The sequence below is a fragment of the Nocardia sp. NPDC057272 genome, assembly GCF_042668615.1.
Taxonomy (GTDB): Bacteria; Actinomycetota; Actinomycetes; order Mycobacteriales; family Mycobacteriaceae; genus Nocardia.
In genome coordinates this window covers 1-18002 of sequence record NZ_JBHUYK010000042.1, presented here as the reverse complement: position 1 = coordinate 18002, position 18002 = coordinate 1, and the positions used below count along the sequence as shown (strand labels likewise).

Here is an 18002-nt window from a genome sequence, read left to right as displayed (position 1 = left end):
CTCCGATCGTGCTATCTGTCAGTTCCCTGAACCGAGTACCGGGAGCCTGGCGCTCCGTACTGTCGGCGCGGGCGCATAGCTCAGTCGTAATACTGCCGTGACCGTCTCGTGCCCGGGAATTCCCATCAGTGCGGAGAACCGTTTGTGGATCGAGGCCAGTGTATCTGTGAATCCTGCGGATACGTTGCGCAAATCGTTGGCGTCACGGACGTAGAGGAAAACCGGGGACATCGGCTGCACCGCGAGGCCCAGCTTCTGCGCGGCAATCCACACGCGCTCGACGGCGGAACCGCCACGCACATAATCGGTCAGATCGGCGTCGGCGCCGGCTGGACAGGTGACCGCGATCAGCGCCGAGCCGGACGAAATCCGCTGGTGCGCGTAGTCGCCCAGCGCCGCGCCGCCGGACCAGTCCCGCAGGTAGGCCATCACATCGGCACGCCCGCCGATGGCCAGTTTGGCGTACTCGTCGGAGGCCAGCTCCATGGTTCGCAGGTCGAGTCCGGTTCGTAAATCGTCAGCGGGCCAGCGCAATTCACCGAACATCTCCGCGTGCAGCCGGGGCGTCAGGTAGCGGATGCGGTCGGACTCGGCGAGGAGTTCCGCGACCTCGCCGAGCCCGGCGCGATCGGTGACCCCGCGCACGAAAGCGCCCTCCGCCGCCGCCGAAACAGCCAGTGCGTCAAGCACTTCCGGCGCCAAGGTGCGCCCGTCGCCGAGGTGCCGGTTGGTGGCACGGGTGAGCATTCCAGGGTAATCGGCGGCCAGTTCGGGGTCGGCGCGCGCACCGAGGTGCAGCACAGCCGACACGGGAGCCGTACCGCCGAGCACGATCTCGTGGGTCCCCAGCAAACCCTGAGCGGCGGCGGCGACGCGGGCGTTGTAGAGGGCTGCGCCGAGAGCCACCGCGCTGCCACGGAATCCGATATCCATCCCGGAGGTACGCGCCGGGTCGACCGCGAGATGCACGGCGGAACCGTCGACGCGCACCACCCACGGCTGCGCGTTGCCGCCCGACGGCGCGCGTTCGATGCCGTGCAGGATGCGGGCGATCGATGTGTGCGGCTCGTCGAGCTCATCGAGCGGCACGGCATCGGCCGTGAATCTGCGGTCACCTCGATCGGGCTCGCCGAGGCTGTCGAGCTCGCGCTCGAGGTCGACGCGAATTCGCCCGGACGGCAGCGCCTGATCGAGGCCGATCCGGCGCACCGCCGTGGCGATGATGGCCGCGCCGAGCCCCACATCGCTGCCGAGCTGGGGCCACGTGGTGACCGTCTCGTCGATTTCGGTGAGGCTGGCGGCGAGCCGGGCCGAGAGCTGGTCCGGGTCGAGGATCCGCATCACGTGCGGGGCCTTGTCACGGTTCGACAATCCGCGCAGATCAGCTCTCGTCGTCTCGCCGAGCAGGCCGTGGAACGGCGGCCGATCGGGTTCGAGATCGAATCGCTCGACATCGAACAGACCTCGATCATTGGTCTCCATCAGCACCGGGACGCGGTGCCGCCTGGCCGCCTCGCGGGCGGCGAGTTTCACGTCGAGGGAATCGCAGACCTCGACCACCACCGACAGCCCGGTCAGGAATTCGTCCATCGAGGACTCGTCGACGCCCGCCGGGAAGATCTCGACAGGCAGGTACGGATCGAGTTCGGCGATCCGCCGGGCGGTGACGACACACTTGTTGAGCCCGATGTCGAACAGCCCACCGGGAATCCGATTCAGATTCGACAGCTCGACGGTGTCGAAGTCGGCGATCCGCAGCAGCCCGCAGGCGCCTTCCAGCGCGGCGACGTAGGCGATCTCGTGCCCCGCGCTCTGCCCGATGACGCCGACCGACTGTCCGCGCAGCTGCCGTTGCTCGGCGATGGTCAGCTTGTTCCGGTTGCGGTCCTGCCGAACAGCGCGAAACGCGGTGGCGCCGACGATGGCGACCAGCGCGCAGCGCCACGGGTAGTACACCCAGCGATCATCGGCCGGGTCCGCGTCGGGCGCGGCTTTGAGCCGGGCCAGTTCCGATCGCATCGCGGGACGCAGATCGCTCACCGAGATACCGGGGAGCTGCCGCAGGCGTGCCAGCTCGGCCGCGTCGGCGGGGACCGCGTCATCGAGCACCGACGCCCGGAAGACGTCGGTGGGTGCGAGGTCTCGGATCATGGGCGTCGCGTTTCGAGCAGTTGCGCGCGCTCGACGTCGATCAGATCGCGCTGGGCCGGTGTCGCCGCCGACAGATCGGTCAGGTCCCACCACACCGGCACGGTGGTGTACCGCTCGTCCGGGTAGGACACGGCGGGAATGCCGGGATCCTGGCGCGCCCCACTCGATCGGTAGGACTCGAGCTGATGCAGGGGGCTGACGCCGAACCCGTACCGCACGTCGAGCAACCAGGTGACATGGACGACGCCGCGGGCCACCAGCGCACCGAGTTCCGGCCTGCGCGGGACCGACCGTATCGACCACCCGCCCTTGGATTCGGCGACTCCGTGCGGCACCTTGGCGTCGACGGAGGCACGCAGGGCGGCCTCGCCTGGAGTGCCGAGCCATGGGTGGAATCCGGGGATATCGTCGGCGGTCGCGTGCGGCCCGTGCGCGCGCAGTCCGGCCACCACCGACCCGTCGGGATCGATCGCGACGAGGAACAGCGACGTCGAACGGCCGTCGGCGAGGGTCTCGACATCGAGCGCGTCCTGAACTCCGTAGTGCCGGTAACCATTCAGCGCACCCTCGAGATACCGATCCCACAGAGCCGGATCTTCCTCTGGTGAACAGATGCGGACATGGCATCCGGAGCTGCTGTCGAGGTACCGCAACCCGCCCGCATTCGCACCGACCACCCGGTGATCCGAGCCGGTGTGAGCCGACACCCTCATACAACTCCGTACCTACACCCACGTCGGCTTTGTCCGACCAGCCAAAGATTTCCTACGCAGTATCCGTCATTCCGCAGGAATGCACCATACGAGTGGCTAATTTTCCGGTAACCTTCTGAGCCAGTTGAAATAACCCCAGGTCAGAACGGGTGAATACACGGAAGGCGGTCGAGTCCAGACCGATCGGTTCGAATTCGGCTAACTTTCAGCTATCAACTGTGATCGACACGAACAGTTCCACCGTGTCGGGACCGTGCCAGACTTCGATCTCCTCGCGGTAGGCGCGGGAGATCTCGGCCGACGCCGTCGCGTCGTCGACCTGGGCCCAGACGTCTTCCACCGGGTCGTGATAGTCGCCGTTCGGCGCGAAACGGGCGTAGATGCCCTTGGGGACGCGCAGCATGAGATCGCCGACCGGCACGTCGTCCGGAGTCGCGTATTCGCGTGCCACCAGCGCGTTCCAGTTGCCCGCCGGGTCGGGCACGTAGACCGTGTGCAGCGGTTCGCCGCCGCCGGGGCGGTCGCGCAGCCGGTCCTTGAGGAACTCGATCAGGTCGCTGTTGCTCACCTTGAAACTCGGGTGCACCTTCGGCACCGCCAGGCCGCCGTACAGCGCCGCGCCACGGACCACGATCGAATAGGTCATCGCGGGTCGACCGCCAGGTACAGGTCGATCTTGTACGCGTGCGGGTAGCACTCGAAATCGCCGGTGAAGGTGCGCTTGATCTGGTTGTGCTCCTCGGCGTAGGCGATCTGGGTCCACAGATCCGTCATCACCTGCGGGAAATTACCGACCGAGGAGAAACGAGCGTAGGTGCCGCGCGGCAACCGGGCCGCCAGATGTCCGCGAGTGACCTGATCGAGCGACTCGCACTGATAGCCCACGATCTGGGTGTTGTACGTGCTCAGCTCACCGGTGTAGTCGGTATAGGCGCTGGCCAGTGGCCCGCCGAGATCCTGATGCAGAACCGCCGACCATGCCGCTTCGAGGTCACGGTCGCGGAGCTCACCGAGTGCGCGTTTGGGACTGCGAACCGGAAGACCGGCCACCCAGGTCTCGTCCCGCTCGACGATTTCGAACTGCAATTGACGACTCTCTCGAAGGGTCCTGCTCGGGTTGCGCCATGCTATCAAACCCCACCCTAACCATATCTGAGCTGGACAAACGTCCACCACTCCCGGACGGACACCCGGCGCTGTTGTTCGATTCATCTCCATGCTCTAAGCTCCCGCGCTCGTGTGGGTACGCGCGGAGCTCGAACCGCGAAAACAAGTCGTGCGGTGGGCCGGGGTCGTCATCGCCGCGGTCCTCATCGGGTATCTCGCTGTGCTGCTGGGGGATTCGCGACACTTCTATACCGACGACACCGAGGCGCAATACGTGCCGATGTGGCAGTTGCTCGGGACCGAATTGCGGGCGGGGCGGTTCCCGGCGATGGTGCCGTGGGAATGGATGGCGGGCAACTACAGCCTCGAGGAAGCCGGGCTCTACAACCCCGCGCAGTTGCTGGTGTACCTGCTGGCGCCGTCGTTCGACAATCTCGCGCTGTACGCGACCGCCGTGAAGTTCGTGTTCTCCGCGATCGCCGCACTCGGCGTCTTCCGCATCTGCCTGGCCTACGGCGCCCGCGCGCCATGGGCCGCGGTCGCGGGCGTGGCGTTTCCGTTCAGCGGATGGTTCCTGTTCTTCGACGAGGCCAGCTGGTTCACCTCGCAGACCGGCACCGCCTGGCTGGTGCACGCCTGGGCCTCCGCTGTCCTCTACGCGCGAGGCCGCACCGGGCCGATCCCGCTGTTCGTGTTCCTGTACCTGGCGCTGACCATCCAATACGCGTTTCCCGCAGTCGAATCCGGCTTGATGATCGCCACCGTCGCCGCGGGCGAATACCTGTACCAGCGCAGGTGGGCGCCGGTCGCGCGGCTGCTCACCGCGTCCGGGCTCGCGGTGCTCGCGTCCATGATCGCCAACCTGCCGATCCTGCTGTCCTCGCAGGCCACCTGGCGCGGTGACGTCTCCACCATCCACAACGACCCGTTCCTGACCGTCCCGTGGTCGGAATCGCTCAACGCGAGCCTGCCGAGCACCGTGCCCGCGTTCACCGCGTGGTGGGGGCATGTGCAACCGCTACCGATGGTCTACATCGCGTGGTTCGTGATTCCCGCGCTCGCCTTCATCGATTGGAAGGCCGCGGCACGCCATGCCGCCTCGTGGAGTGGCATCGCCCTGTTCGCGGTGGCGACCCTGATGTGGACAGCGGGACCGGGAGCGATCGGTCCGCTACGGTGGCCGGCGCGCGTGTTGCCGATGCTCGCGATCGCTCTGCTGGTGCTGGTGTGCGTGCTGATCAGTCGCTACGGCGATTTCACCGCGTCGCGGCGACGGTACGCGGCGGCGGGTGCGCTGATCGCGTTGCTGTTCATCCGATCGTTCTCCGCCGCACCGAAACTCGTCGAACGCCACGCCCTCGCCGTGTTCGTGGTGGTCGGGCTCGGGGCCGGGGTGGTGTGGCTGGCGCGCACGCGCGGGATCGCCGCCGCGGCCGCGCTGACCATCGCCACGACCTTCCCGATCGCGTTCGTCCAAGTGGCGTCGGCGCCCCGGACCCCGATGTCGTACGGATTCGCCGAACAGCGCTCCGACATGACCGCCGCGTTCCCCGATTTCGGCGGTCGCACACTGCAATTGGCGGACCGGATCATGGTGCGCGACGAAGAACGCACGCTCGCAGGCACTTACGGCTCCATCGCCCTGGGCAGCTATGCCAAGAACCTCGGTCTGCAATACGTGAACGGGTACACACCCGTCGGGCACGCCGCCTTCGCGGGCTTGCTGTGCATGGCATGGGACGGCGGCACCTGCCCTGACGCGTACAGGAGGGTCTTCGCTGTCGAGCCGTCGACCGACACACCGATCGTCGATCTGATGCGGCTGGATCGCATTGTCCTGCAACGCAGTCAGTATCCCCACGCGGGAAACGACCCCGCCCCCGCAGGCTGGAAGTTCGTCCACTACCCCGGCCACGAACACCAGATCTGGGTCCTCGAACGAGTCAACCCCCTACCCTCCCCCGGCGACCTGATCGCCCACGAATCCGGCGTCCACGCCACCGTCATGCCCGAAGCGGGCCTCACCAACCGCGCCACCGTCTCCTCCGGCACCGGCGGCCGAATCGTGCTGTCCCGCCTGGCCTGGCCCGGCTACACAGCCACCCTCGGCAACAGCGAAATCCCCATCCGAGCAGTAGCAGGCACCTTCGTAGCGGTGGACATCCCACCCGGCACCCACAACGCGACCCTCACCGTCACCTGGCGTCCACCCGGTCTCCCCATCAGCCTCACCACAGCCCTACTGGCCCTGATCGGCATCACGTTGCTGCAGTGGTGGTTCCGCAGAACCCGCCAGAACACCCCGTCCGAGACCCTCGAACCCGAACCCTCGACCAACCTCCCGGCCCCTGGGGAGGGACGGCCACAAAATGGCCGGTCTCACGTGCTGGGACCACTCACCCGATAGCCCCGGCCAAGTGCGGCCAAGCCTCGTGCAAGTCAGCCTGAAACTGCCCCCACGTATGAGACCCGGTCGGCCGGTGCACATGCACAGCAGGTATCCCCAACTGCCCCAACCGCCCAGCGAACGCGGCCGTACACGCCCCCGCGAGAGCTTCGATCGGCGGCATAGGCAACCCCCGGTCCTGCGCACCGGGAGACCCCGTAGCCGCAGACAGGAAAACAGTCTTCCCCGCGAGCCGCCCGGCGTTGGCGAAGACGTCGTGCTCCCGCCACCCCGGCCCACCAGGAATCCCCCACATATTTCCCGGATTCCCCCCACCACGCACCGCCTGCGCACTGGCCATCGCGATCCCCATCGGATCCGAAGCCCACGGGCAACCACTCAGCGCCGCCACCGCGGAAAACCGTGATCCACTCTGGATCGCCAGATCCAGCGCCGACGACGCACTCATCGACACCCCGGCGATGGCATTGCGCCCACTCGTATCCAGCGCACCATCGATAACTTCGGGCAGCTCCTGCGTCAGATACGTCTCCCACCGCACCCGACCGACCCCCGGATCATCGGAAATCCAGTCGGTATACAACGTGAACGCCCCACCGACCGGCATCACCACGTTCACGAACTTGTCGGCGAAGAAGCTGCGCACGTCGGTGTTGTCCCACCACGAGATGCCGTCCGCCCCACCACCGGCCCCGGTGAGCAGATACAACGTGGGAGCCCCGGCCCCCGCCGCCTTGATCACCTTGTTCTGGATCACCCGCCCCATCGCGGGCGAGTACACATCGATCTGAGCGGACCTGCCACCCAGCGGCGCCTCCCCCGCCACATACGCCCCCGGATCGGCCGATGCCTTCGCACCCCCGAGAGCGGCGACAATCGCACACACCACAGCAAGCCAGGTTCTCGATGCAGTCACCTAACCGGTATACCCCGCAGCTCGGGGTCCACTCCGGGAAACACACCGGCGCGCCGTCGGCCGAGATCAGGCAGTGACCAGGCTCACGATCCAGCGTGAGACCGGCTTCGATATCCCCGGGACCTGCGCCTTTCGATACGTCCCTGTCGGCGCGAATCCGAAAAACCAGGTGATTTGTGTCGTACCCGCCCGGAATACTGACCGGCGCCCGATGAGTTGGACCGACGGAATCCGTCTCTTCTCTTGTGGTGCCGGGACGTCGTCGACTCGGCATCGGGCCACAGCTCACGCCCCGCCGTTTCCCATGTTTTCCGGAGGTTACCCCGATGCCAGCCGATCTATCCACGCCGACGACGAAGGGCAAGACACCGACCGTCATCCGCGTGCTGGTGCTCGCGACCTTCGTCGTCATCCTCAACGAAACCATCATGATCAACGCGATCCCGCGGTTGATGAGCGATCTGCATGTCACCGAGGTCGCCGCGCAGTGGGTCTCCACCGCGTTCATGCTCACGATGGCCGCCATCATCCCCACCACGGGCTGGTTCCTGCAGCGGGTCACCACCCGTCAGGCCTATGCGGCCGCGATGGGCGTGTTCATCGCGGGCACGGTGATCTCGGCGCTCGCACCGACGTTCGCGGTGCTGCTGATCGGCCGCGTCATCCAGGCCGGTGGCACCGCGGTGATGATGCCGCTGCTGATGACCACCCTGATGACCGTCGTGGCGGAGCAGGACCGTGGCCGCGTGATGGGCAACGTCACCCTGGCCATCTCGGTCGCGCCTGCCATGGGGCCGGTGATCTCGGGCCTGATCCTGCAGATCGCCATCCCGGGAATCGACTCCTGGCGACTGCTGTTCGTGGTGATGCTGCCGATCGCCGGTCTGGTCACCTGGCTGGGTCTGCGCCAGCTGGAGAACGTCGGCGAGCCGCAGCCGGGCACGCTCGATCTCCCCAGCGTGGCACTGGCGGCCCTCGGCTTCGGTGGGCTGGTGTTCGGGCTGAGCAAGTTCCACGGTGACAGCTACTCCACCGCGGCACTGATCACCGCCGGCGGCGTCGCGCTGATCGCGGCGTTCGCGCTGCGCCAGATCAGCTTGCAGCGCAACGGAACCCCGCTGCTGGATCTGCGGGTCCTGCTGCAGGGCACCTACACCAAGGCGCTGGTCCTGATGTCGGTCGCGTTCCTGGCGATGATGGGCTCGATGATCCTGCTGCCGCTGTACCTGCAGAACCTGCGCGGTCTGAGCCCGCTGGAGACCGGCCTGCTGGTGATGCCGGGTGGTCTGGCGATGGGTCTGCTCGGTCCGACCGTGGGCAAGCTGTTCGACAAGTTCGGTGGGCGCGCCCTGGTGATCCCCGGCTCGATCGGTATCGCCGCCTCGCTGGCCGGTTTCACCCAGATCTCGATGGACATGCCGTACTGGCAGCTGCTGGGCCTGCACATCCTGCTGATGGTGTCGCTGGCCGCGGCGTTCACTCCGGTGTTCACCCTCGGCCTCGGCGCACTGCCGATGCACCTGTACTCGCACGGCAGCTCGATGCTGGGCACCATCCAGCAGGTGGCGGCGGCCTTCGGCACCGCGCTGGTGGTCACGGTCATGTCGGCCCGCAGCACCTCGCTCATCGAGGAGGGCACCCCGGCTGCCGTCGCCACCCTCGACGGCATGCGCCTGGCCTTCCTGATCTCGGCCATCCTGGCCCTGGTCGTGATCGCGATGGCGGTCCTGCTGCCGAACCGGGCGGCAACCGACCCGCACGCCGCGCCCGTGCAGGACGACGTGGATGCGCCGGAGCTGGTCAAGAACTGACTCCGACGACGAACCCCCCGGTCGCGCTCGCGGCCGGGGGGTTCGTCGTTCGCCTGTCAGCGAGTGGGCCGGGTGGTTGCCCGGTGGTCTCGCCAGAGGCCGAGGTCGAAGTACAGCGTGGTCATCGAGTCCCACAGGGTCGACCACTGCTGCTTCGGGCCCTTGCATACCCAGACGGCCGTCATGCGGTCGATACCGGGGATGCCCATGGGGTCGTCGAGGTGCACTACTCGCTCTACGTCGGTGAAGCGGGCGCGCAGTTCGGGCTCGGCGGTGTCGAGTCCGAGGTATATCACCGAGGTCGCCGAGTCCGGCGGCGGGCCGAAGAAGCCGAAGCCCCGGCTCGGGCTGTAAGTGGCGGGCAGGTTGTATTCCCCGCCGAATTGCTCGACGGCGCCCGCCTGCCAATAGCCCTGGGCGATCACGACCGCGTTGGACTGTTCCGCGAGCGTCAACGTGTCGTACCCGGTGTCGACGGCGGACACCATGGACGACCAGTTGGTGGTTCCCCAGAATGCCGACCGGATTCCGAGGTCGATGGCGTCCTCGGCCTCGCTGCGCCAGCTCGGCGGCAGCGGCGTCACCGTGAGCATCGCGATGAACGACAGCACCGAAAGCGCGGCGATCGGGATCATCGCCAGATTCATCCACCGTTTACGGTCGTACTGCCACAGGCCGACAGCGCCGAGGGCGAACATGGCGGGAAAGAAACCGGTCGGGTAGTAAGGCCGGCCATGCGTAATGATGACGAATGTGGTCATGATCACCAAGGCGACCGCGATGAAACGATACGGACGCAGCGATTCCTGCTTGAAAACAGCCCAGAATCCGATCGCGATCAGTAATCCGCCGAGGAAGCCGGCCAAGCCGATCCATTGCGGCAGGAATCCCGGCGGACCGTAACCGGTGGCATCCTGCTCCGCGCCGATGATCGGACCCATCGCCAGCTGCGGCCAGTTGTTCTGCGACTGCCAATAGAGAATAGGGATCAGCGACAACGCGAGGATGCCGGTCGCCCCCCACAGCGCCGGACGGCGCAGAATGTCGCGCGGACCGCACAGGATGACGCCGAGGCCAAGACACGCCCAGACGATCGGGATCATCCACTTCACCTGCATGTCAACGGCGGCAACAAGTCCCGCCACGATGAGCAGCCAGTCCTGACGGGTACGCACCCAGCGGATGAACAGCCAGGTGATCACGGCCGTGAGGGTGGCATCGAAGGAGAAGGTGCTCAGCACGACCTGGGTGGCCAGCAGGTACGAGGTCGCGTAAGTGGCCGCGGCGAGCAACTGGACGCGGTGGCTGCCCCGCAGTTCGTACGCGATCAGCGCCGACACCACGACCGCGCCCACGCCCATCACGACCGCCGGGAACCGCAGCGCCGTCACCGATCCCGGTGCGAGCTGATCAGAGATCCAGGTGAACAGCGGCACCACCACGCCCTGATCGGCGTAGGTGTAGTCGAGTCGCCGTCCGGCGGAAAGGAAATAAAGTTCGTCGCCGAAGAAATCGTAGCGACCCGCCGTCACCGTCAGCGCGATCGCGGCGATCGAAGCGATCAGCGCGACGCCGCGAAAAGCGAACGACGGATGGGTATTCGGAATATCTTCGGGCTCGGTCCGAGCCTCGATGACCGCTGTCATGAACTGCCTCTGATGCTTTCCAACAGACGCATTCGACGCCCCCTCCCGTGGTGGCGTCACATCTGTTCGCTGGTGAAACGATTCCTCCCCGGCAGCGAACTTGGTGAGCGCGGGCGCTCGCGGTCCTGCGCGGATCATGTGCTTTACCGAAACGTTACTGCTATTCGGCAGGGTCCGCAAATGCATTGACCTCCACAGTAATAGCCATTTTCGGTGTATCGGCTACCACTTGGGCAGCGTTACCGATGTGACCGAGCTAACGGTTTAAGTAGTTTGCGAATAAGTTAATTCTGCTGCACAGCAAAGTGAAGCTTTCATAATGAAGGAAATTGAAAAGACTATTACCCACCAGTATTAAATCGATCGACGGATCATGCCAAAACAATTGGGGGCATGCATTCGATCGTTGCCGAGTCTAAGGTGCGTGCGGCCAGCGCGCGACCGCCGACGCCGGGCCGACACAGAAAAAGGGCCCGGTCGGTGACCGGGCCCTTCTGGGGGTGGAGCTAAGGGGAATCGAACCCCTGACCTTCTCGATGCGAACGAGACGCGCTACCAACTGCGCTATAGCCCCGTGCGGCTCTGGTGAACCGCGCTGTGACACTGTATCAGGGGTTGCGCCCCGATACCGAATCGGTACTCTGACCTGCTGTTTTGCGTGGTTACTACCAGCTACTCGCCGACGGCTTGACCGAGGTCTTCGACCCGGTTGCGGAGCGCGCGAGACGTGGCCGGATCGAAGATCTCGAGGAACTCGAACCTCGGATCCTCGTCGTCGGTGTCGAGCAGGGTGGAGCGGCGGCGCAGGGCGCGTGCGGTGTCACGATCCATCGTGCGACGGGTGGTGGCCGCCTCCGGGGTGACTTCAGCGGCCTCGTGGCGCTTGCCACGGGTGAGGCGGGCAGCGCGCCTGCGGCGGATCTCCTCCTCCACGTGGACCTGCTTGCGCAGATACGCGAGGTAGCCCGTGAGGACGGCGGCCGACAGCCCGAACGCCCACCAGAACATCGAGTTGAGCAGCAGCCCGAACGCGGCGAACAGGATCAGGCCGATGACCAGACCCATGACCGCGCGCTGACGGAAGCTGTAGCGGGCGGCGCGGGCGATGGCATCGGCCTCGGGGTCGTAGCCACCGCGACCACGGCGCGACGGGGTGAAGTCGTCGTCATCGTCGAATTCGGCGTCATCCTCGGCCACGAGGTCGTCCAGCCGGGCCGGCGGCGCGGGTGGGATGCGCGCGGCGACGGGTGGTTCCTCGGCGGCTTCCGCCGAGAGTGGTTCCGCCGCAACGTCTGCCGTCTCGTTGTCGTCGAGATCGGCTGTCGCGGTGGCCTCGCCGATGTCGTCGGTGTCCACTTCGGCAACCGCCGCCTCGAGTTCGGCTGCGGGGGTCAGTTTTTCGTCGTCGTCTTCGGTGACGGGCTCTTCGGTCGTCATCCGATCCTCCGAATCAGTTCGGTGGGAGCGCTTACGCAGCACACGGGGTCGGTAATCGGGGTCACTCTCGTGACCGCCTGCCGCGCCGATGCGGATCCGTCGTTCGGCCCCGCCACGGTGCAGCACGCGTGTGGCGAGCGCGGCATCGGTGGTACGGCGGATCCGGGGATGCCGGTCCGCCAGGATCGGGAACAGGACGAAGACCCACAGCACAACCAGTCCGATCCACAGGATCGAATTCGGCATCGCGGTCATCACCTCCCGTCCCCACCTACGTGTTGTCCCTCTGTGGACGCACCACTGACGTCCGTAGGTTAATTCGGGCAGACGCGCCCGTGTGGCAGGCGCGCCGTGCACACCTGCCACATGAGTAACAGAAATTTCACGGCAGCGCCGCCCGACCCTCCCTGACCAGGCGATCCACCACAGTGCCCATAACCTCTTCGACGGTCAGCCCGACCAGAAGATGATCGCGCCACGCACCGTCGACATCGAGGTAGCGGCGCAGCAGGCCCTCTTCCCGGAAGCCGACATTGCGCAGAACCGCCTGGCTGGCATGGTTTTCCGGCCGCACTGTCGCCTCGACGCGATGCAGACCGACCGGCCCGAAGCAGTGGTCGAGCCCCAGCGCGAGCGCGGCCGTCGCCACACCCTGGCCGCCGAGATCCTTGGCCACCCAGTACCCGATCCAGCCCGACCGCAGCGCCCCGCGCACGATATTGCCGATGGTCAGCTGACCGCTGAACTGCCCGTCGACCTCGATGACCAGCGGGATCATCGCCCCGCGCCGGGCCTCGGCCTTCAAGCTCGTCCACAGCGACGGCCAGTTCGACGCGTGATTGCGCGCCTCCCAGCTGCCGCGCCCGGTCGGCTCCCAGCGCTCCAGGTGGTCACGGTCGCGCAGCCGGATCCGGCTCCACGCGGCGGCATCGCGAAAGCGCACCGGCCGCAGCGTCACCCTGCCGCCTGCCACCATCACCGGACCGAGCCGGGCGGGCCAGCCGGGATGCTGTCCGGCCCGGAATACGTTCATGGAGTCCACTGGTCAGCCGCGCTGCGCCAAGAACGCGACCTGCACTTCGTCACCGGTACGGAAATCGGTGTCGTCGGGTTCCACCACGATCAGGCTGTTGGCCTCGGCGAGGGTCGCCAGCAGATGCGAAGAGCCCGCGTTGCCGTTGCCGAGCGGCTGCACCAGATAGTCGCCGGTCGCCTCGTCGCGCAGCAGTTGCGCGCGCAGATACCCTTTGCGGCCCGGCATCGAGGTGATGGGAGTGATGGTGCGCGCGCTCACGATCCGCCGCATCGGCTGACGACGGCCGAGCGCGATCCTGATCAGCGGACGGACCATCACCTCGAACACCACCAGCGCGCTCACCGGATTCGCGGGCAGCAGGAAGGTGGGCACCTCGTCGCGCCCGAGCCGTCCGAAACCCTGCACCGAGCCCGGGTGCATCGCCACCCGCTCGACCTCCAGCTCGCCGAGCCCGTCGAGGGCCTCGCGTACCTGATCCGAGGCCCAGCCGCCGACCGCACCCGCGATCACCACAACCTCCGAGCGCACCAGCTGGCCTTCGACCACATCGCGGAGCCGGCGCGGATCGGCGCTCACGATGCCGACCCGGTTCACATCGGCGCCCGCGTCGCGCGCGGCCGCTGCCAGCGCGTAGGAGTTCACGTCGTAGACCTGGCCGGGGCCCGGGGTGCGGTCGATGTCGATCAGCTCGCCGCCGATCGAGATCACCGACAGCCGCGGGCGCGGGTGCACGAGCACCTTGTCCTGGCCGACCGCGGCGAGCAGTCCCACCTGGGCCGCGCCGATGATCGTGCCCGCGCGCACAGCCACGTCACCGGGCTGCACGTCGTCGCCGACGCGGCGCACGTAGTCGCCCGAGCGAACCGGCTCGAAGACCTTGATCCTGGCCCGCCCACCATCGGTGAAGTCGACCGGCAGCACCGCGTCGGCCAGGGTCGGCATCGGTGCGCCGGTATCGACCCGCACGGTCTGGCGCGGCTGCAACCGGATGGGCTGGCGCGAACCGGCCACCACTTCGCCGACCACCGGCAGGGTGAGGTCGATCAGCTCGCCCTCCTCGTCGCGCACATCGACGCCCGCGGCGGTGACATCGACGCTGCGCACCGCGTATCCGTCGATGGCGGCCTGATCGAAGCCGGGCAGCGGCCGTTCGGTGACGACGTCCTCCGCGCACAGCAAACCCTGGGCTTCGGATATCGCCACCCGGACCGGCCGGGGTGCGACCGCAGCCGCGGTGACCTTGATCAGCTGATCCTCAACCGAGCGCATCGAGCTCCTGAATCTATGGCGGCGGCGTATCTACCGCGTTTAGGCGACGGGCGACTGTGGATCCCACTCCGGGCTGAGCCGGAACTTCAGCCACTCGCGCAACTGCGGGCCGTATTCGTCCCGCTCGAGGGCGAAATCCACAGCAGCTCGAAGATAACCGCCCGGGTTGCCCAAGTCGTGGCGCGACCCACGGTGGACCACCACGTGCACCGGATGACCCTCGGCGATCAACAGCGCGATGGCATCGGTGAGCTGCAGTTCCCCGCCCGCGCCCGGCGCGATCCGGCGCAGTGCGTCGAAGATCACCCGGTCGAGCAGATAGCGACCGGCGGCGGCCAGGGTCGACGGCGCGTCGGCGAGGTCGGGCTTCTCGACCATGCCCTTCACGCGCAGCACGTCGGTCTCGGCGTTGTCGGCGCATTCCTCGACATCGAAGACGCCATAGGCGCTCACCTGGGACTTCGGCACATCGATGGCGCACAGCACCGAACCGCCGCGTTCGCGGCGCACGCGGCTCATCGTCTCGAGCACGCCACACGGCAGCACCAGATCGTCGGGCAGCAGGACGGCGATGGCCAGTTCGTCGTCGTCGAGCACGGCTTCGGCCTGGGCGACCGCGTGGCCGAGGCCGAGCGGTTCCTCCTGGACGACCGAGGTCACATCGAGCAGGCCCGGCGCCTTGCGCACCTTCTCGAGCAGCGCGAACTTCCCGCGCTCGGCCAGGGTGCTCTCCAGCACCAGGTCCTCGACGAAGTGGGCGACCACGCCGTCCTTGCCCGGCGAGGTCACGATCACCAGGCGGTCGGCGCCGGAATCGGCGGCTTCCGCGGCGACCAGCTCGATGCCGGGGGTGTCGACAACCGGCAGCAATTCCTTGGGCACCGTCTTGGTGGCAGGCAGAAACCGCGTCCCGAGTCCGGCCGCGGGTACCACCGCAGTGCGGAAACCGGAAGTCTTGTCTGTCATGCGCATACCCTATCCATTCAGTGCCGTCCGATCGCCTCTCCGCGACGATCCGGCGTCGGCAAGAGCTTAGGCGTCCGCCGTCGGCTCGGCCGTGCGCGCAAGACATCGGATCGACGCGCGCCTGTGCAGACTATGGTGGTCGCTGTGGATATGCCCGGTGAGCGCACCAAATATGCGTGGCGCGGCGAGATCCTGGCCACTCGCGCACAGGTGGGCTCCGCCGAACACGCCGTCGACGCGGCCTCGCTCGCAGCCTCGGCGGCCGGGCTGGCCACCGGCGATGACATCGTGTGCGCCTACGTTCCGGTCCGCGGCGAACCCGGCGATCTGCGCATGCTCGACGCGCTGCGTGCACGCGGCGCCACTGTGTTGCTGCCGGTAACCGGCGAGCCGGGTCCGCTGAGCTGGGCGCGCTACGAGGGCGCCGATTCGCTGCGCAAAGCCCGCTACGGCCTGCTCGAGCCGGCCACCGAGACCTTGCCGCCCGCGGCGGTGGCCGACGCCGCGACGATCCTGGTTCCGGCCCTCGCCGTCGATCGGCGCGGGGTACGGCTCGGGCGCGGCGCCGGGTATTACGACCGCACGCTGGGCGCCGCGCGGGCGGACGTGCGCCTCATCGCTGTTGTCCGGGATAATGAACTGGTCGACCGGCTTCCCGAGGAACCGCACGATCGGCGAATGGGTTGGGCGCTCACCCCGGGTGGCGGACTGGAACAGCTGGGCCGCGACCTCGCCGTTTCGCCGGAATGAAACCGCGATTCGCGACGTTGGCAGTGTCGGCGGTAGAGTGCTAGATCGACGAGAGACTTGCGGAGGATCCTGTGCCAACTTATTCGTACGCGTGCACCGAGTGTGACAACCGCTTCGACATCGTTCAGTCCTTCTCCGACGACACACTGACGGTATGCCCGCAGTGCTCCGGGAAGCTGCGCAAGCTGTTCAACTCGGTCGGCATCGTGTTCAAGGGCAGCGGTTTCTACCGCACCGACAGCCGTGGCGGCGCGTCCACCGCGAGCGAACCGGCGAAGACCTCGTCCGAGAGCACCAGCGGCAACGGGTCGAGCGGCAACGGATCCGGCGGCAACGGCGATTCGTCGTCGAGCGCGTCGACCAGCTCCACTCCGGCCGCCGCCAGCTGACTTTTCGGTAGTTGTCCACAGCCCCGCGGTTATCCACAGGCGGGGCTTTCAGCGACTTTCCGCAGGGCCGCGGCTCTACGCTTTCGCCCATGACTCGCAGTCTCGCCGATCTGGGACGTGGCAGCTCCTGGCGTTTCGCCCTTGGTAATCGTCCGGCCTGGGCCGACACGTTGCTCGTCCGCCGTATCGCCGCCGCCGTTCTTGCCGTAGCCGCCGTCGTCCTGTTCGTGCGTGGCGACCCCGGTGGAGCCAGGGTCGCGGTGGTGGTCGCTGCCCGCGATCTCGCGCCCGGCCGGTTACTCACCGCCGACGATCTGCGCGTGGACCACCACGAATCACGTTCGCTCCCAATAGGTTCCGTCAGCGAGACCGCTCCCCTGCTCGGCGCGACGCTGACCGGCGCCATGTACGCCGGGGAGACCTTCACCGATCTGCGCGTCGTCGGCCCCCGTTTGGCCGCCGCGGCCGCGGGCAGCACCGATGCGCGGATCGTGCCGATCCGGCTGGCCGATGCCGCGGTGGCTGATGTGTTGCGGGCGGGCGACCGGGTCGATGTCGTCGGCGTGGAGGATGCCGGCGCGCCAGGTGCCACCAAGCCCGCGCGGACGCTGGCCACCGACGCCGCGGTGGTACTCGTCACCGCGACGGGTGATCGGCGTGGCGCGGAACGGGTGGTCCTGCTCGCGCTGGATACCGCATACGCCGCCGCCGTGGCCGGTGCGTCGCTGCGGACGGCACTGACTGTCGTCTTCCACTGACGCCTTGCCGGTCGCCCACGGTGTAGTTCGCGAGAAATTTGCCCGAACTCTCGTTAGCATCACACAGGAACCAAGCACACCGTTTCGCAGCATTCGATATGGAGCGCAGCGCCCCGGGCCGGCTCCTGTACGAAGGAGACATCGGCAATGCTCAAAGGTTTCAGAGACTTCCTACTCCGCGGCAACGTGGTCGACCTGGCGGTCGCCGTCGTCATCGGCACCGCGTTCGTCGCGATCGTCACCGCGTTCAGCGAGGGAATCATCAATCCTTTGCTCGCGCTGTTCGGCGGATCGAACGAGATGGGGCTGGGCTTCCAGCTCGTCGCGGATAAACCGGCCACCTTCATCGAGGTCGGGCCGATCATCACCGCGGCGATCAACTTCCTGCTGGTCGCAGCGATCCTGTACTTCATCCTGGTGGTGCCCGCGACCAGGATGAAGAAGCGGTTCTCCCAGGCCGACGAGGAGCTCACCGAGAACGAGCTGCTCATCCAGATCAGGGATCTGCTGGCCGAGCAGCGCGGTCGCTCGAACGGTAAACACGGCCTCCGGGCCGAGCCGGCGCAGCACACCGACGGCGACAACGCCTACTGATTACTCACTGCCACATCGAGTTCGGGTCCTGCACACCGCGGTGTGCAGGACC

The 18002-nt window shown here is 67.1% G+C and carries 16 protein-coding genes and 1 tRNA gene; 6 read left to right on the top strand and 11 right to left on the bottom strand.

From position 1 onward, the window contains the following. Nucleotides 1-18: 18 nt before the first annotated feature. The 4 genes from ACFULV_RS33020 to ACFULV_RS33005 all read right to left on the bottom strand — a co-directional run bounded on the left by ACFULV_RS33020 (nucleotide 19) and on the right by ACFULV_RS33005 (nucleotide 3950). Complete coding sequence (locus ACFULV_RS33020) at nucleotides 19-2151, bottom strand: Rv1355c family protein (protein WP_378663665.1); 2133 nt, start codon at nucleotides 2149-2151, stop codon at nucleotides 19-21. Beyond that, on the bottom strand, nucleotides 2148-2864 hold the full coding sequence (locus ACFULV_RS33015; protein ID WP_378663662.1) for a hypothetical protein: 717 nt from the start codon (nucleotides 2862-2864) through the stop codon (nucleotides 2148-2150). Before ACFULV_RS33015 ends, ACFULV_RS33020 begins: the two co-directional genes overlap by 4 nt. A gap of 205 nt (nucleotides 2865-3069) precedes the next feature. Then, nucleotides 3070-3510 carry an AraC family transcriptional regulator gene (locus ACFULV_RS33010; protein ID WP_378635974.1) on the bottom strand — a complete coding sequence of 147 codons (441 nt, stop codon included), beginning with the start codon at nucleotides 3508-3510 and terminating at the stop codon, nucleotides 3070-3072. After that, nucleotides 3507-3950 carry a GyrI-like domain-containing protein gene (locus ACFULV_RS33005; protein WP_101465771.1) on the bottom strand — a complete coding sequence of 148 codons (444 nt, stop codon included), beginning with the start codon at nucleotides 3948-3950 and terminating at the stop codon, nucleotides 3507-3509. The genes ACFULV_RS33010 and ACFULV_RS33005 overlap by 4 nt, the downstream gene beginning before the upstream one ends. Nucleotides 3951-4101: 151 nt before the next feature. Here ACFULV_RS33005 and ACFULV_RS33000 point away from each other — a divergent pair, with 151 nt between their 5' ends. Further along, complete coding sequence (locus tag ACFULV_RS33000; protein WP_378663659.1) at nucleotides 4102-6378, top strand: hypothetical protein; 2277 nt, start codon at nucleotides 4102-4104, stop codon at nucleotides 6376-6378. On the opposite strand, the gene ACFULV_RS32995 is transcribed toward ACFULV_RS33000, so the two are convergent. Next, on the bottom strand, nucleotides 6368-7294 hold the full coding sequence (locus ACFULV_RS32995) for an alpha/beta hydrolase (protein ID WP_378663656.1): 927 nt from the start codon (nucleotides 7292-7294) through the stop codon (nucleotides 6368-6370). The genes ACFULV_RS33000 and ACFULV_RS32995 overlap by 11 nt on opposite strands. 326 nt (nucleotides 7295-7620) lie before the next feature. Here ACFULV_RS32995 and ACFULV_RS32990 point away from each other — a divergent pair, with 326 nt between their 5' ends. Next, complete coding sequence (locus tag ACFULV_RS32990; RefSeq protein WP_378663653.1) at nucleotides 7621-9105, top strand: MDR family MFS transporter; 1485 nt, start codon at nucleotides 7621-7623, stop codon at nucleotides 9103-9105. A gap of 56 nt (nucleotides 9106-9161) precedes the next feature. Here the strand turns inward: ACFULV_RS32990 and ACFULV_RS32985 are convergent, their stop codons facing one another. The 6 genes from ACFULV_RS32985 to ACFULV_RS32960 all read right to left on the bottom strand — a co-directional run bounded on the left by ACFULV_RS32985 (nucleotide 9162) and on the right by ACFULV_RS32960 (nucleotide 15459). Continuing rightward, nucleotides 9162-10751, bottom strand: a complete 1590-nt coding sequence (locus ACFULV_RS32985) for an ArnT family glycosyltransferase (RefSeq protein ID WP_378635965.1) — start codon at nucleotides 10749-10751, stop codon at nucleotides 9162-9164. A gap of 501 nt (nucleotides 10752-11252) precedes the next feature. After that, a tRNA-Ala gene (locus ACFULV_RS32980) sits at nucleotides 11253-11325 on the bottom strand. A gap of 98 nt (nucleotides 11326-11423) precedes the next feature. Next, nucleotides 11424-12434, bottom strand: a complete 1011-nt coding sequence (glpR, locus tag ACFULV_RS32975) for a gephyrin-like molybdotransferase receptor GlpR (protein ID WP_378635962.1) — start codon at nucleotides 12432-12434, stop codon at nucleotides 11424-11426. A 136-nt stretch (nucleotides 12435-12570) separates the two neighbouring features. Then, nucleotides 12571-13221, bottom strand: a complete 651-nt coding sequence (locus ACFULV_RS32970; RefSeq protein ID WP_358109313.1) for a GNAT family protein — start codon at nucleotides 13219-13221, stop codon at nucleotides 12571-12573. A 12-nt stretch (nucleotides 13222-13233) separates the two neighbouring features. Beyond that, on the bottom strand, nucleotides 13234-14493 hold the full coding sequence (glp, locus tag ACFULV_RS32965; protein WP_378663650.1) for a gephyrin-like molybdotransferase Glp: 1260 nt from the start codon (nucleotides 14491-14493) through the stop codon (nucleotides 13234-13236). 39 nt (nucleotides 14494-14532) lie between these two features. After that, entirely contained in the window at nucleotides 14533-15459 is a 927-nt protein-coding gene (locus ACFULV_RS32960; RefSeq protein WP_378663647.1) for a UTP--glucose-1-phosphate uridylyltransferase, read from the bottom strand. Nucleotides 15460-15609: 150 nt separating this feature from the next. On the opposite strand from ACFULV_RS32960, the gene ACFULV_RS32955 reads away from it, so the two are divergent. The 4 genes from ACFULV_RS32955 (at nucleotide 15610) to mscL (ending at nucleotide 17950) form a co-directional block, all read left to right on the top strand. Continuing rightward, nucleotides 15610-16209 (top strand): 5-formyltetrahydrofolate cyclo-ligase, encoded by a 600-nt coding sequence (locus ACFULV_RS32955; RefSeq protein WP_378663706.1) that lies wholly within the window; start codon nucleotides 15610-15612, stop codon nucleotides 16207-16209. Nucleotides 16210-16280: 71 nt separating this feature from the next. Beyond that, complete coding sequence (locus ACFULV_RS32950; protein WP_378663645.1) at nucleotides 16281-16598, top strand: FmdB family zinc ribbon protein; 318 nt, start codon at nucleotides 16281-16283, stop codon at nucleotides 16596-16598. Nucleotides 16599-16687: 89 nt separating this feature from the next. Further along, the gene (locus tag ACFULV_RS32945; protein WP_378663642.1) at nucleotides 16688-17356 is read left to right on the top strand and encodes an SAF domain-containing protein; all 669 of its coding nucleotides are present in this window, start codon (nucleotides 16688-16690) and stop codon (nucleotides 17354-17356) included. Nucleotides 17357-17503: 147 nt separating this feature from the next. Then, on the top strand, nucleotides 17504-17950 hold the full coding sequence (mscL, locus tag ACFULV_RS32940) for a large conductance mechanosensitive channel protein MscL (RefSeq protein WP_378635949.1): 447 nt from the start codon (nucleotides 17504-17506) through the stop codon (nucleotides 17948-17950). Nucleotides 17951-18002: the final 52 nt, after the last annotated feature.